Here is a 14,320-nt window from a genome sequence, read left to right as displayed (position 1 = left end):
GCCGGCCATGGTAGCGAACGCCCGATTTCAATTCGGTCAGCCCCGATTCAATTCGGTGAGCGAGACTGCCCAGGGGAAAAGGATATTGGCTCATGGCCAGCAATGATGACGCGCCGGTCGGCGCCAACGGCAACGGCAACGCGGCACAGCCGTCGCTCAACGTGCTGGCCCAGTATGTGAAGGACCTGTCCTTCGAAAGCCCCGGCGCGCCGAACTCGCTGCGCGGCCGCGATAAGGCGCCCGGCATTGCCATCAACGTCAACGTCAACGCCAACCCGCTCTCCGACAAGCAGTTCGACGTCAATCTGACGCTGAACGCCAAGGCCTCCTTCGACCAGGAAGTGCTGTTCAACGTAGAGCTGGTCTATGGCGGTGTCTTCGCCATTTCGGGCTTCCCGCAAGAGCACATGCTGCCGATCCTGTTCATCGAATGCCCGCGCCTCCTGTTCCCCTTCGCCCGCCAGATCATCGCCGAGGCGACGCGCAATGGCGGCTTCCCGCCGCTGATGCTGGACCCGATCGACTTCGCGCAGATGTTCCAGCAGAAGCTCGCCGAAGACCAGGCCGCGTCCTCCAAGACCCAGGTGAGCTGATCCTCGGCTGACAGGGATCGCTTGAAAAACCCGGCCTCGCGCCGGGTTTTTTGTTCTGGTGGATTGACCGATCGCGCCATGGGTCGACCCCCACTCCGTCGAGCTTCGCTCGACACCTCTCCCCCGATCGACGGGGTAGAGGAAAGGCGCGACCTCGCCAAGCGCGTTCCTTCCTCTCCCTCCGGAGGGGGGAGAGGTGGCTCGGCGAAGCCGAGACGGAGTGGGGGAAGCCGCTGGTGAAACGCGAAGCCGCAGGCAAACGCATCGCTCTTGCTCGCAATCCGACCGATCCCCTGCGAGGGAGATGGCTAGCAGACAAGAGGTGGTGCGCCCAGGTCCGTCCACCCCCTGCGGAGCATCGCACAAGTCCTGCGGATTCCAGAACATTCCGCCACGTCACCCAGCCCTATCATTCCCTCTCAGGCAATGGCGCCCCGGCGGTCGCAGCCGCGCCGCGTCGGCTTGTCCGCCGGGGCGAGCCTGTTTCCGTGCAGGCTGTCGTCCCAAAACCGCTGGGCAATTTTGGGCATGCACCAACAAAAGAGGGAACGACGATGAAATTCATGCTGACCGACCGCAAACTTCACCCGCGCGCCAAACCTGTCGCCGACGATTTCAAGACGGGCGGCATCAGCCGTCGCGAATATCTGGCGCTGATGGCCGGGCTCGGCGTCAGCGCCGCCGGCGCTTTTGCGCTGGGCGGCATCGCCCCGACGCCCGCCCGCGCCGCCGAGCCGAAGAAGGGGGGCGTGCTGCGCGTCGCCATGAACGTCAAGGGATTCAAGGATCCGCGCACCTTCGACGGCGTCGAAATGTCCAATGTCGCGCGCCATTGCAACGAATATCTGGTGCGCTGGAACACCGATTTCTCCTTCGAGCCCTGGCTGCTCGAAAAGTGGGAGATGAGCGACGACGCCAAAACGCTCACGCTTCACGTGCGCAAGGGCATCACTTGGTCGAACGGCGACGCCTTCAACGCCGACGACGTCGTCCACAACCTCACCCGCTGGTGCGAAGCCGGCGTTGCCGGCAATTCGGTCGCCGCGCGCATGGGCGCGCTGGTCAATGCCGACACCAAGAAGGTGGTCGATGGCGGCATCGAGAAGGTCGACGACTACACCATCAAGCTCAACCTGCCCAAGCCCGACATTTCGTTGATCGCCGGCATGGCCGATTATCCCGCGTTGATCATGCACCGCTCCTATGAGGGCGACGGCGACCCGATGAAGGCGCTCGCCATCACCACCGGGCCGTGCGAGCTGGTGAAATGGGACGCCGAGACGGCCGCGGAGGTCAAGCGCCGGGACAAGCCCTGGTGGAAGGGCGAGTTTTACCTGGATGGCATCCAGTGGATCGACTACGGCTCCGACCCTAACGCCATGCTGTCGGCCTTCGAATCCGGCGAGATCGACACCGACCACGAAACCGCCTCCGATGCCGTCTCGCAGACCGACAAGATGGGGCTGAAGAACTCCGAGATCGCCACCGGCTCGACCATCGTCGCCCGCTTCAACGTCGCCAACGCGCCCTATGACGACGTCAAGGTGCGCCGCGCCGCCCAGCTCGCGGTGGACAATTCCGCCGTGCTGAAGCTCGGCCTCGATGGCCGCGGCAAGCCCGCCGACAACCACCATGTCGGCCCCATGCATCCCGAATATGCCGATATCGGCCCCGCCAAGCGCGATGTGGAGGCGGCCAAGAAGCTGCTCGCCGAGAGCGGCAAGGCGGACCACGAATACGACCTCATCTCGGTCGACATCGAATGGCAGAAGAGCACCGGCGACGCCATCGCCGCGCAGATGCGCGAGGCGGGCCTCAAGATCAAGCGCACCGTGCTGCCGGCCGCCACCTTCTGGAACGACTGGAGCAAGTTCCCCTATTCCTGCACCGAATGGCTCGGCCGCCCGCTCGGCGTCCAGGTGCTGGCGCTGGCGTATAAATCGGGCGCCGCCTGGAACGAGAGCGCCTACGCCTCGAAGGAGTTCGACGAACTGCTCGACAAGGCGCTCGCCATGCCCGACCCCAAGGCCCGCAAGGAGATCACGGCCAAGATCGAGCAGAATTTGCGCGATTCAGGCATCATCATCCAGCCCTACTGGCGCTCGGTCTACCGGACCTTCCGCAAGGGCATCGAAGGCTGCGAACAGCACCAGGCACTGGAGCAGCACTTTGAGAAGGTTTGGATTGAGAGTTGAGGTTTGGCCGGTCTTGGTTCCTCTCCCTCCGGAGGGGGGAGAGGTGGCGCTGCGAAGCAGCGACGGAGTGGGGGACGGCGTCCGCAAAGTCAAAATCGGGTCGGGGTTGGGGATAGCGGCTAGTCCAGCGTGCGCCTATCGCAGGTCAGCACCGCCCCCACTGTCCTGCCGGCAGGCAGGTGAGGAGCGCCGACGCAGACTTTCCTGTCGCGGGCGAAGGGAGGTACCAACCTGCGAAGGTCAGCACCGGGCGACGCGGAGCGCCTTTGGCCCACACTCAATCATTCCGGGAAGATGGCCGGCGCGCGTGCCGGTGAGACAATTGCCTGAGCCCCGCGCCGGCCACTAGCGACCTGATGAAGGTCCGCCGCCCGATTTGTGTACCGGGCCTATGCCGCGCGATCAACCGAGGCGGATGCTTGGTATGAATTCGTACCAACGCTGCCTGGGATTTGTCGCGGGAGAGCGATGGGCGGCAGCAGGCCTGCCCTTTCCCGGGAACGTCCTAGCGCGGGCAGACCGACACTGGACACGCGACAGCCGTCACGGCCGAAAGCCTCTCGCGTTTGCTCAGCGTCGGCTTTGCATAGATCTTTTTCACGGATAGTCCCCCAATTGCCCGCCTCCAATGACGCATGTGTGGAGCTGATGTCAATACGAGGCGGCCGTAGTTCGGGGCGGACTGTTGCTTTGCCAAGGCCGGCGCCGCCCCTCACTGTCCTGCCGGACGTTCGCGTGATAAGCGCCTCCTGCGGAGGCGGATATATAGCTGCAGCATTTTCGTTAGTGCTCGACTCGCGTATGCTGAGTTCTATTGGAGGCGAGCATGTCTTGTAACGGTCGGAACCATCAACCTAACTGCACATGCGGCTTTAGTGGTGGGCGACATTCGCGATCACGCACATTCCGATGGAAAGGATGGAAGCGCGCCTCTATCCGTAGTTACAGCAACGGACCGTGGGCCAAATGCCCCGAGTGTCAAATTGGCGTCTACTACATTTCTGGGCCGCGTGGCGGTGGTGCCTTTTTCGACTGCCTTGGTCCACCATGGACGTTACACCCCTGCACAAACAAAAGGCTCAAATATTCGCCCTTCGGCCGTGCTGGCCGACCAAAATTGAGGGTGCTCAAAACCTTACTAGAGAAGAACGGTTTCCTGCCGCTAATCGTGAGAAGGGTCGAGAGAGTAAATGGCGGCTCCATTTTGCATGGTGTCGTGTGGGACACACCAACCGCGCTTCACCTTGGAACAATGGAAATCCTAGACCTTGATGCAAATAGGCCCGTGTATGTCCGTCGAGACGGCTCGGGCTGCGCAGTAGTAAGTCACTTCCCAATGGGTAGCCTAGAGCCAATCAATATCAGGATGAGAGAAGATACGTTGGGGCCATTAGACCTACTCATGAACCCTCCGCATAAAACGGATAGTGATCGGTAGCTGCTACTGGCGTGCATAGTGCGAACGGCCGATTAGGTCACCGCACTGCTGCAACCCCCGGGTGGGACCCGCTGCCTTCGGCAGCTTCCATCCGGACTTGCGCTCCCATCGACCCGGTGGGTCGATGCGAGCGGCCAAAGCCGGACCGCTTAGTCCCCCATCTTCAGCGCCTGGATAAACGCCTCCTGCGGGATATCCACCTTGCCGAACTGGCGCATCCGCTTCTTGCCCTCTTTCTGCTTGTCCAGCAGCTTGCGTTTGCGGGACACGTCGCCGCCGTAGCACTTGGCGGTCACGTCCTTGCGGAGCGCCGAGATGGTTTCGCGGGCGATGACCTTGCCGCCGATCGCGGCCTGGATCGGGATCTTGAAGAGGTGGTGCGGGATCAGATCCTTGAGCTTCTCGACCATCTGGCGGCCGCGCTTTTCGGCCGCTGTGCGGTGCACCAGCATCGACAGCGCGTCGACCGGCTCCTCATTGACCAGGATCGACATCTTCACCAAGTCGCCCTCGCGGTAGTCGGTGAGGTGGTAGTCGAAGGAGGCGTAGCCTTTCGAGATCGACTTCAGCCGGTCGTAGAAGTCGAAGACGACTTCGTTGAGCGGCAGGTCGTAGGTCAGCATGGCGCGCTTGCCGACATAGGAGAGGTCGGCCTGGATGCCGCGCCGGTCCTGGCAGAGTTTCAGAATGCCGCCGAGATAGTCGTCGGGCGTCAATATGGTGGCGCGGATCCACGGCTCCTCGATGGCCGAGATCTTCACCACGTCGGGCATGTCGGCCGGGTTGTGCAGTTCCTTCATCGAGCCGTCGTTGAGGAGCAGCCGGTAGACGACCGAGGGCGCCGTGGCGATGAGGTCGAGGTTGAACTCGCGCTCCAGCCGCTCCTGGATGATTTCGAGATGCAGCAGGCCAAGGAAGCCGCAGCGGTAGCCGAAGCCGAGCGCGGCGGAGGTTTCCATTTCATAAGAGAAGGAGGCGTCGTTGAGGCGCAGCTTGCCGACGGCGGCGCGCAGGTCCTCGAAATCGGCGGCGTCGACCGGGAACAGGCCGCAGAACACCACCGGCTGCGCCGGCTTGAAGCCGGGCAGCGCATGCGCGGTCTGGCGCTTGTCCTCGGTGATGGTGTCGCCGACGCGGGTGTCGGCCACTTCCTTGATTGAGCCGGTGAAGAAGCCGAACTCGCCGGGGCCGAGCTCGTCGACATTGATGCGGGCGGGCGTGAACACGCCGGTGCGCTCGACCAGGTACTTGGCGCCGGTGCCCATCATGCGGATGGTCTGGCCCTTCTTCAGCACACCGTCGATGATGCGCACCAGCACGATGACGCCGAGATAGGCGTCGTACCAGCTGTCGACCAGCATCGCTTTGAGCGGCGCCGTGGCATCGCCCTCGCGCGGCGGCGGCAATTGGTGGACGATGGCTTCCAGCACGTCGGGAATGCCGAGGCCGGTCTTGGCCGAGATCAGCACGGCGTTGGAGGCGTCGATGCCGATCACCTCCTCGACCTGCTCGCGGATGCGCTCGGGCTCGGCGGCCGGCAGGTCGACCTTGTTCAGCACCACGACGATCTCGTGGTTGTTGTCGATGGCCTGATAGACATTGGCCAGCGTCTGCGCCTCGACGCCTTGCGAAGCGTCGACCACCAGCAGCGAACCCTCGCAGGCGGCGAGCGAGCGCGACACTTCATAGGCGAAGTCGACATGGCCGGGCGTGTCGATGAGGTTGAGGATATAGTCCTCGCCATTGTTGGCGCGGTATTTCAGCCGCACCGTCTGCGCCTTGATGGTGATGCCGCGCTCGCGCTCGATGTCCATCGAGTCCAGCACCTGCTCCTTCATGTCGCGCAGCTCCAGCCCGCCGGTGGACTGGATCAGGCGGTCGGCAAGCGTGGATTTGCCATGGTCGATATGGGCGACGATGGAAAAATTCCGGATGTGGTCGAGGGGCGTGCTCATGCCGCGCGCTTTAGCAGGGGCGGCAAGCGGCGGCAAGGCTTGGCGCCCAAGGGCTGCCTTGCCGCTCACAAAGCGGTGAGATCAGCGAAAAAATCGAAAAAGCCGGCCTACGGGCAAAGAATGCATAAACTTTGATGGGTCACATTAGAGCTTGGTTCGCCGGCTCGTGGTAATTGCACGCTCGCTAATGTCTGTCGGGGGTTTGAAATGTTCAGGATTTTGCGCGGCTTTGCCCGCTCCCGCAGCGGGTCGATGATGCCGCTCTTCCTAGTGATGCTGATGCCGCTGATCGCGGTCATCGGCTTCTCGGTCGACTATACTGGCGCGGTCCAGACCAAATCCAACCAGCAGCAGGCGCTGGATGCCGCGATCCTGACGATCACCACCATGGACACCACGTCGACGCTGGCGCAGCGCCAGACGCTGCTGCAGGATTCCTTCGCCGCGAACGGTGGACAAGGCACCGCGACGCTGACCAACTTCGTGGCCGGCAACACCACCACCGCCACCACGGCGCAGGCCACGGCGAGTTTCGCCATGCCGACCGTTTTCATGAGCATCGCCAGGATCAACACCGTACCAATCGCCGTCGCCTCTGCGGTCAGCAAGCCGCCCGCGCTGGTTGCGGCTACCTTCAAGGTCTCCGGGGTTTCGGGTTACTGGAACAAGACAATGACGCTTTACGGCACGCAATTCGGTGCGACGGTGGCCAAGCCGCTGATGACGATCGACTATACCTATGGGAACACCAAGGATCCCAAGGGCTACGGCACGACCAATGTCAACGTCCTCACCACCGATTCAGCCGGCAAGACCGTCACCACGCTGGTCCAGAAGCAGGTCTGCACCGTCGGCAACAATCCGCCAAGCGGCGTGACCCTCAAGACCGATGCGAGCGGCACGAAATACTACTGCGTCGATACGATGTATCCGGCCAACAGCGCCGGCGCGGCGATCGACGTCAGCGCGATGGGCGGCCTCTATTTGCAGATGGACGTACCGTCGGGCAACCCGAAAAAGCTGATCTCAAACGATCCAACGACGTCCAACCGGCTCTATAGCGGTTTGAGCGCGACCACCCTGACCGAGACGGCCACCGGTCAGCCTGTCGACATCTTCAGCGTCGTGCCTTGCGGCGCGACAGCCTACCAGGCTTGGGAAGATGGCGGCAACTCGGTCCCGGCGCCAGTCAGCAACGCCGACTTCTTCTACAACGTGACCGGCAAATGCGACTACAACAAGCGGCCCTCGGAGACGGCGCTGACACAGTGACGCTGCCGATCTCCCCTCGTGGTGAGATTGGATGCGGCGACCGTGTTCGCCAATCTCTGGGGCCCGCAGGGAAGAGGCGCTCTTCAATCACAAACCGGTGAGCGTTGTAACGAAGCCGTCCGTGGCGGCGAAGTGGGGATATGAGCGGCGCATCGTGACGTCGTCCCACGGAGCAAGCCGATGTCGCCAGTCCTACCAAGCAGGTTTTTCGTACTGTCCGGCCTCGCCGCGCTGGCGCTCGCCGGATCGCTTGCCGGCGCCGTCGCCCAGCCGCTCACCGTGGTCGAGCTGTTCACCAGCCAGGGCTGCTCGTCCTGCCCGCCGGCCAACGCCAACCTCATCAAGGTCAAGGACCGGCCCGGCGTGCTGGCGCTGTCGTTCAACGTCACCTACTGGGATTACCTCGGCTGGAAGGACACGTTCGGCAAGCAGGAATTCACGCAGCGCCAGGTGTCCTATGAGCCGCCGCTCGGCCATGACGGGCCATTCACACCGCAAGTGGTGGTCAACGGCCATGCCGACGTCGTCGGCGCCGCACCCGGCGAGATCGAACATCTGATCGCGGCCACGGCCAAGACCGGCGGCCCGTCGCTGTCGCTCGAGGGCGGCAAGGTCGCGATCGGCGCCGGCGCCGTTCCTGGCGGCCATGCCGATGTCTGGCTGGTGCGCTACACCAAGGGTGTCGTCGAGGTGCCCGTGGCGCGCGGCGAGAACACCGGCCGCACCTTGCCGCATGCCAATGTCGTGCATGCGCTGACAAAACTCGGCAGCTGGAGCGGCGACGCCAAGACGCTCGATCTGCCGGCGGCCTCGGGCGGCCTCAGCACCGCCGTGCTGGTGCAGTCGCCCGGCGGCGGACCGATCCTGGCGGCCGCCGCCAACTAGATCCCGTTCGAGCAGAGATTTGCCAAACAGAGATTTGCACCGCCGCATGAGCAGCGGTGCAAGAGCCCGGCCGCCCAAAGGGCGTGCCATCAACCCGTAAACCCAAGGAACCGACCATGACCACTTTCTCCCGCTTGACGCTGCCGGCTCTCGCCCTCGCTTTGTGCTCCACGGCGCTGTTTGCCGGCGGCATCGCCCGCGCCGACGATGCCACCAATGCGATGAAGCCCGCCGCCAACGCCATGGCGCCGGCCGCGGACGCCATGAAGCCGGCAACCGACGCGATGAAGCCGGCCGACCCGATGGCGACCACCGCCATGAAGCCCGCTACGGACGCCATGAAGCCTGCCACGGATGCGATGAAACCGGCGACCGACGCGATGAAGCCGGCAACGGATGCCACCGCCAATTGAGATTGGTGCGTGGCCTTCTGTCCCTGGCGGGCTCCCTGTCCAGCCGGGGACAGTTGCTGGAGCAGCCCCGGGAAAGGCTTGAAGCGGTTTTGCTTCGGCAACGAGGTCGAAACAGAAAGTCCGCAGGCGCACGCGAATGTGAGCTTCCGCCGCAACTCACGCATCGCGCCACCGTAGCTGATCCAATAGACTGATCCCAATGGAAGCCATGAGGAGTGCAACCATGACCACTATCAACAAACGTTCGACAGGCTTTGTCCGGGGCGCGCTCGCCGCCCTCGCCCTTGCCGTCGCGGGCGCCGCCTTCTGGCTGACGCCGGCCATCTCCGCCGAGGATGCCGTGAAGATCCCGCCGCCGGCAATCGACGAAAAGGCGGCCACCGGCACAGAGAAGGCGATCTTCGCCGGCGGCTGCTTCTGGGGCGTGCAGGGCGTGTTCCAGCACGTCAAGGGCGTCAGCAAGGCGGTCTCGGGCTATACCGGCGGCGCCAAGGACGACGCCGTCTACGAGACGGTCGGCACCGGCCGCACCGGCCACGCAGAGTCCGTCGAGATCACCTATGATCCGTCCAAGGTCACCTACGGCCAGCTGCTGCAGGTCTATTTCTCGGTCGCTCACAACCCGACCCAGCTCAACTACCAGGGTCCGGACTCGGGCACCCAGTACCGCTCGACGATCTTCGCCGAAAACGACGCCCAGAAGAAAATCGCGCAGAGCTACATCGCCCAGCTCGACAAGGCCAAAGTGTTCGGCGAGCCGATCGTCACCACGCTGGAGACCGGCAAGACCTTCTATCCGGCCGAGACCTACCACCAGGACTTTTTGACGCTGAACCCGACCTATCCCTACATCGTCTACAACGACCTGCCCAAGGTGGCGAATTTGAAGACGCTGTTCCCGGCGCTTTACAGCGAAAAGCCGGTGCTGGTGCTGTCGGCGAGCAACTGAGATTGCGAGGCGCGCCATTCTGGCCTTTCTCCCCGTCATTATACGGGGAGAAAGGCGCTGTCATCGCGCCTCAATCATACGTCAGATCCGTCGCCTTGCCGCCGAACACGCGGTAGGCATAGAACGAATAGAAGATGATGACCGGCAGCACCACCACGGTGCCGGCCAGGATGATCGCCAGGCTTTCGGGCGCCGACGCCGCCTGCCAGATGGTCAGGCGATCGGGCACCACATAGGGATAGAACGACCAGGCCAGGCCGGCAAAGCCGAGCGCGAAGATGGTGGCCAGCGTCAGGAACGGTGTCAGCGAATGGCGATCGTCAGGCCTCGGCAGATGGAAGGTCTGCCGCCACAGCCAGGCAAACAGCAGCGCCGACAGGATCGGCAGCGGCGACAGATAGAGCATCTCGGGCCAGACGAACCATTTGGCGAAGATGCGCGGGCTGGCGAACGGCGTCGCCAGCGACACGGCGGCCATTCCGAGCGCGGTCAGCACCAGCGCGGTGCGCAGCCAGAGCACCGCCTTCTTCTGCAGCGCGCCTTCGGTCTTGTAGATCACCCAGGCGGAGCCCATCGCCGCGTAGGCCGCCGCCAGGCAGAACGCCACCAGCACGCCAAAAGCCATGCCGCCTGGCCCGACATCGAGGCCGAGCACGTAGACGCCCAGCATATAGCCTTGCGCCAGCGAGGCGATGAGCGAGCCAAGGAAGAAAATACGGTTCCAGCGATGTTTCTTCCCCGCCGGCACCTTGGCGCGGAAATCGAAGGCGACGCCGCGCAGGATCAGGCCGACCAGCAGGACGAAGACCGGAATGTAGAGAGCTGTCAGGATGACGCCATGCGCCAGCGGAAAGGCGACCAGCAGCAGGCCGACGGCCAGCACCAGCCAGGTTTCGTTGGCATCCCAGAACGGGCCGATCGCCGCGATCATGGTGTCCTGTTCGGTGTCCTCGGCGGCGGCGAAGAGGATGCCGATGCCGAGGTCGAAGCCGTCGAGAATGACGTAGATCAGGATGGCAAGGCCCATCAGTCCGGCGAAGATGAGGGGGAGCAGGGTCGGCCAGTCATAGGTCATCTTGCTCTCCTCACGCCCTGACTTCGGTTTGCGAAGCTAGCGCAGCCCCTCATCGCCCTGCCGGGCACTTCTCCCCGTATAGGGACGGGGAGAAGCGGGCTGGCCGCAACGCCGGCGCCATCCATGCAACGTTGGCGATTGGCGAAACCATAGGACTCAGCGCTCCTCTCCCCGTCCCTATACGGGGAGAGGATGCCGGCAGGCAGGTGAGGGGCGGCGCGGGCCTGCAATGAAAACATGCTCACTCCCCCGCGGCCGGCTGCGACAGCGGTGCGTTGAGAACACCCGGCAGCGGCGAGGTGTCGCCGTCCTTGGCCGCCTTCAGCGCCAGGTGCACCAGCACGCCGAGATAGGCGATCAGCAAAAGCACGTAGAGCAGGAGATAGATGGCGAGCGTCAGCGCCACATGGCTGCCGGCCACCGGCCCGACGGCGTCGGCGGTCTTCAATACGCCGGTCACCAGCCAGGGCTGGCGGCCGATCTCGGTCGTGTACCAGCCGGCCAGCGTCGCCAGCCAGCCCGACAGCGCCATCGGCACCATCAGCATGGCGAGCGGCTTTGGCAGCGCGTGCCGGCGCTTGAGGAAGAAGGCGGCCGACCAGGAGACGGCGAGCATCAAAAGCCCGGTGCCAACCATGATGCGAAAGCTCCAGAAGAGCGGAAAGACCGGCGGATGGTTGCCGGGATAGTCGTTCAGCCCCGGCACCACACCGTCGGTCGAGTGCCGCAGGATAAGGCTGGCCCCGTCCGGAATCGCGACCTCGAACTTGTTTTCCCTGGCCGCCTCGTCGGGCAGCGCGAACAAAACCAGCGGCACGTTGGGACCGGTGTTCCAGTTGGCCTCCATGGCGGCGATCTTCTGCGGCTGGTGTTCCAGCGTGTTGAGCCCATGCTGGTCGCCGGCCAGGATCTGGATCGGGATCAGGATCGCAGCGGTAAAGACGCCGGTGCGCAGCGCCTTCCACATCGATTCCGAACGGTCGCCGTTGAGGTAGCGCAGCGCCGACAGACCGGCGATCAGGAACGACACCGTAAGCCCCGAGGCGAGCAGCATATGCACCAGCCGGTAGGGCATGGACGGGTTGAAGACGATGGCCCACCAGTCGACGGCGTGCGCGACGCCGTCGCGCATCTCGAAGCCGGCCGGCGTCTGCATCCAGGAATTGAGGGCGATGATCCAGAACGCCGACAGCGTCGTGCCGCCGGCGACCAGCACCGTCGCCAGCGTGTGGATGCGGTTGGAGACGCGGCGGAAGCCGAACAGCATGATGCCGAGAAAGGCCGCCTCGAGGAAGAAGGCGGTGAGGATCTCGTAGGCGAGCAGCGGTCCGGCGATGTTGCCGACATGCTGCATGTAGCCCGGCCAGTTGGTGCCGAACTGGAAGCTCATGGTGACGCCCGAGACCACGCCCATGGCAAACGACAGCGCGAACACCTTCACCCAGGTGAAATAGGCGCGCATCCAGGCGGAATCATTGGTCGCGTTGTAGCGCAGCTTGAAGAACAGCAGCACCCAGCCAAGGGCAATGGTGATTGTCGGAAACAGGATATGAAACGAAATATTCGCGCCGAACTGCATGCGCGACAGTATGAGCGGGTCCATGGCGGGCTCCGGCTGTAAATACTCGCGAAGGATAGGCCCGAAGCGGGGTCAGGTCAAAGCGGCCTCCTGCCGCGAGGCTGAACGCCACAGGACAATTTTACCGGATGGACGCGGCGCATTCCCAGCCAGCTCCGCGCTTCGATGTCCAGAACTGGCAGCAGGGCATTGACTTGCGGTTGCACTGGGCGACAACAGGCCTATATCAAGTCACCTCTTTCAGGCAGCCGTTTTCAACCATGCCCTCCATATTGTCCATTTCCGGGGTCTCCAAGACCTACGCCACCGGCTTCACCGCGCTCAAGGAAGTCAGCCTCGATATCCAGCGCGGCGAGATCTTCGCGCTGCTCGGCCCCAATGGCGCCGGCAAGACGACGCTGATCTCGATCGTCTGCGGCATCGTCAACCGCTCTTCGGGTACCGTGACCGTCGATGGCCATGACATCAACAAGGACTATCGCGCCGCGCGCAGCCTGATCGGGCTGGTGCCGCAGGAACTCACCATCGACGCGTTCGAGAGCGTCTGGGCGACCGTCAATTACAGCCGCGGCCTGTTCGGCAAGCCGGCCAACCCGGCCTTCGTCGAGAAGGTGCTGCGCGACCTGTCGCTGTGGGACAAGAAGGACGCCAAGGCGATCACGCTGTCGGGCGGCATGAAGCGGCGGCTGATGATCGCCAAGGCGCTGTCGCACGAGCCGCGTATCCTGTTCCTCGACGAACCGACCGCCGGCGTCGACGTCGAACTGCGCCAGGACATGTGGGCGATGGTCCGGCGGCTGCGCGAGGACGGCGTCACCATCATCCTTACCACGCACTATATCGAGGAAGCCGAGGCCATGGCCGACCGCGTCGGCGTCATCAACCGCGGCGAGATCATCCTGGTCGAGGGCAAGGCCGAACTGATGCGCAAACTCGGCCGCAAGGAGATGAGGCTGGAGCTGCGCGCGCCGCTCGGCAGCGTGCCCGACGGGCTCTCGCGCTATGCGCTCGAACTGTCGCCGGATGGCACGCAACTCACCTACACATACGACAACCAGAGCGACCGGCCGGGCGTCGCCTCGCTGATCAGGGATCTCGAGGCGGCCGGCATCCAGTTCCGCGATCTCGACACCAAGAACAGCTCGCTCGAAGAGATCTTCGTCAATCTCCTGAGGCAAGAGCCATGAACCTGCGTGCGGCCCCTAATTTTCGCGCGGTCTGGGCGATCTACCGGGTCGAGATGGCGCGTGCGTTCCGCACCGTGCTGCAGAGCATCATCTCGCCAGTCATCTCGACGTCGCTCTATTTCGTCGTCTTCGGCTCGGCCATCGGCTCGCGCATAACCGAAATCGACGGCATCGCCTACGGCGCCTTCATCGTGCCGGGACTGATCATGCTGTCGCTGTTGACGCAGTCGATCTCCAATGCCTCTTTCGCCATCTATTTCCCGAAATTCGTCGGCTCGATCTACGAGCTTTTGTCGGCGCCGGTCTCCTACCTGGAGATCGTCATCGCCTATGTCGGCGGCGCCGCGACCAAGTCGATCATCCTCGGCCTGATCATCCTGGCCACCGCCTCGCTGTTCGTGCCGCTGCACATCGAACATCCGTTCTGGATGCTCGCCTTCCTGATCCTGACGGCGGTGACCTTCAGCCTGTTCGGCTTCATCATCGGCATCTGGGCGAAAAGCTTCGAGCAGCTGCAGCTGGTGCCGCTGCTGATCATCACCCCGCTGACCTTCCTCGGCGGCAGCTTCTATTCGATCCACATGCTGCCCGGCATCTGGAAGACGATCACGCTGTTCAACCCGGTGGTCTACCTGATCAGCGGCTTCCGCTGGAGTTTCTACGGCAAGGCCGATGTCTCGGTCGTCGTCAGCCTCGGCATGACGCTGGTGTTCCTGGCCGTCTGCATCGCGATCGTCGCCTGGATCTTCCGGACCGGCTACCGGCTGAGGAACTGACGC

The 14,320-nt window shown here is 63.6% G+C and carries 11 protein-coding genes; 8 read left to right on the top strand and 3 right to left on the bottom strand.

Annotated features, from left to right (window positions below):
- Positions 1-92 precede the first annotated feature (92 nt).
- Both secB and FJ936_RS23210 read left to right on the top strand, forming a co-directional pair.
- Positions 93-593 carry a protein-export chaperone SecB gene (gene secB / locus FJ936_RS23215; RefSeq protein WP_015314738.1) on the top strand — a complete coding sequence of 167 codons (501 nt, stop codon included), beginning with the start codon at positions 93-95 and terminating at the stop codon, positions 591-593.
- Positions 594-1,147: 554 nt separating this feature from the next.
- On the top strand, positions 1,148-2,788 hold the full coding sequence (locus tag FJ936_RS23210; RefSeq protein ID WP_141907052.1) for an ABC transporter substrate-binding protein: 1,641 nt from the start codon (positions 1,148-1,150) through the stop codon (positions 2,786-2,788).
- A 1,587-nt stretch (positions 2,789-4,375) separates the two neighbouring features.
- On the opposite strand, the gene lepA is transcribed toward FJ936_RS23210, so the two are convergent.
- The gene (lepA, locus tag FJ936_RS23205; protein WP_141907051.1) at positions 4,376-6,181 is read right to left on the bottom strand and encodes a translation elongation factor 4; all 1,806 of its coding nucleotides are present in this window, start codon (positions 6,179-6,181) and stop codon (positions 4,376-4,378) included.
- A gap of 207 nt (positions 6,182-6,388) precedes the next feature.
- Here lepA and FJ936_RS23200 point away from each other — a divergent pair, with 207 nt between their 5' ends.
- The 4 genes from FJ936_RS23200 to msrA all read left to right on the top strand — a co-directional run bounded on the left by FJ936_RS23200 (position 6,389) and on the right by msrA (position 9,700).
- A complete protein-coding gene (locus FJ936_RS23200) occupies positions 6,389-7,453 on the top strand; it encodes a pilus assembly protein TadG-related protein (protein ID WP_141907050.1) in 1,065 nt (354 codons plus the stop codon).
- A gap of 180 nt (positions 7,454-7,633) precedes the next feature.
- Positions 7,634-8,338 carry a DUF1223 domain-containing protein gene (locus tag FJ936_RS23195; protein ID WP_141907049.1) on the top strand — a complete coding sequence of 235 codons (705 nt, stop codon included), beginning with the start codon at positions 7,634-7,636 and terminating at the stop codon, positions 8,336-8,338.
- Positions 8,339-8,454: 116 nt separating this feature from the next.
- A complete protein-coding gene (locus FJ936_RS23190) occupies positions 8,455-8,751 on the top strand; it encodes a hypothetical protein (RefSeq protein WP_141907048.1) in 297 nt (98 codons plus the stop codon).
- 223 nt (positions 8,752-8,974) lie between these two features.
- Positions 8,975-9,700, top strand: a complete 726-nt coding sequence (msrA, locus tag FJ936_RS23185; RefSeq protein ID WP_015314746.1) for a peptide-methionine (S)-S-oxide reductase MsrA — start codon at positions 8,975-8,977, stop codon at positions 9,698-9,700.
- A gap of 70 nt (positions 9,701-9,770) precedes the next feature.
- Here msrA and FJ936_RS23180 read toward each other — a convergent pair whose 3' ends face one another.
- Positions 9,771-10,775: a cytochrome d ubiquinol oxidase subunit II gene (locus FJ936_RS23180; RefSeq protein ID WP_140660324.1), complete on the bottom strand. Its 1,005-nt coding sequence runs from the start codon at positions 10,773-10,775 to the stop codon at positions 9,771-9,773.
- A gap of 241 nt (positions 10,776-11,016) precedes the next feature.
- On the bottom strand, positions 11,017-12,378 hold the full coding sequence (locus tag FJ936_RS23170; RefSeq protein ID WP_141907047.1) for a cytochrome ubiquinol oxidase subunit I: 1,362 nt from the start codon (positions 12,376-12,378) through the stop codon (positions 11,017-11,019).
- A gap of 236 nt (positions 12,379-12,614) precedes the next feature.
- Here FJ936_RS23170 and FJ936_RS23165 point away from each other — a divergent pair, with 236 nt between their 5' ends.
- Positions 12,615-13,541 carry an ABC transporter ATP-binding protein gene (locus tag FJ936_RS23165; protein WP_041163616.1) on the top strand — a complete coding sequence of 309 codons (927 nt, stop codon included), beginning with the start codon at positions 12,615-12,617 and terminating at the stop codon, positions 13,539-13,541.
- Positions 13,538-14,317 (top strand): ABC transporter permease, encoded by a 780-nt coding sequence (locus tag FJ936_RS23160; protein ID WP_015314751.1) that lies wholly within the window; start codon positions 13,538-13,540, stop codon positions 14,315-14,317. Before FJ936_RS23165 ends, FJ936_RS23160 begins: the two co-directional genes overlap by 4 nt.
- Positions 14,318-14,320 lie beyond the last annotated feature (3 nt).

Source organism: Mesorhizobium sp. B2-4-13, from assembly GCF_006658535.1.
GTDB lineage: Bacteria > Pseudomonadota > Alphaproteobacteria > Rhizobiales > Rhizobiaceae > Mesorhizobium > Mesorhizobium australicum.
Note: the sequence above shows the minus strand (reverse complement) of the source record. Positions and strands in the feature narration are given on the sequence as shown.

Excerpts from the sequence above, each read along its gene's own strand:
- FJ936_RS23160 (WP_015314751.1), top strand. The coding sequence starts at position 13,538 with ATGAACCTGCGTGCGGCCCCTAATTTTCGCGCGGTCTGGGCGATCTAC.
- lepA (WP_141907051.1), bottom strand. The coding sequence starts at position 6,181 with ATGAGCACGCCCCTCGACCACATCCGGAATTTTTCCATCGTCGCCCAT.
- secB (WP_015314738.1), top strand. The coding sequence starts at position 93 with ATGGCCAGCAATGATGACGCGCCGGTCGGCGCCAACGGCAACGGCAAC.
- FJ936_RS23170 (WP_141907047.1), bottom strand. The coding sequence starts at position 12,378 with ATGGACCCGCTCATACTGTCGCGCATGCAGTTCGGCGCGAATATTTCG.
- FJ936_RS23165 (WP_041163616.1), top strand. The coding sequence starts at position 12,615 with ATGCCCTCCATATTGTCCATTTCCGGGGTCTCCAAGACCTACGCCACC.
- FJ936_RS23200 (WP_141907050.1), top strand. The coding sequence starts at position 6,389 with ATGTTCAGGATTTTGCGCGGCTTTGCCCGCTCCCGCAGCGGGTCGATG.
- FJ936_RS23190 (WP_141907048.1), top strand. The coding sequence starts at position 8,455 with ATGACCACTTTCTCCCGCTTGACGCTGCCGGCTCTCGCCCTCGCTTTG.
- FJ936_RS23180 (WP_140660324.1), bottom strand. The coding sequence starts at position 10,775 with ATGACCTATGACTGGCCGACCCTGCTCCCCCTCATCTTCGCCGGACTG.
- FJ936_RS23195 (WP_141907049.1), top strand. The coding sequence starts at position 7,634 with ATGTCGCCAGTCCTACCAAGCAGGTTTTTCGTACTGTCCGGCCTCGCC.
- msrA (WP_015314746.1), top strand. The coding sequence starts at position 8,975 with ATGACCACTATCAACAAACGTTCGACAGGCTTTGTCCGGGGCGCGCTC.
- FJ936_RS23210 (WP_141907052.1), top strand. The coding sequence starts at position 1,148 with ATGAAATTCATGCTGACCGACCGCAAACTTCACCCGCGCGCCAAACCT.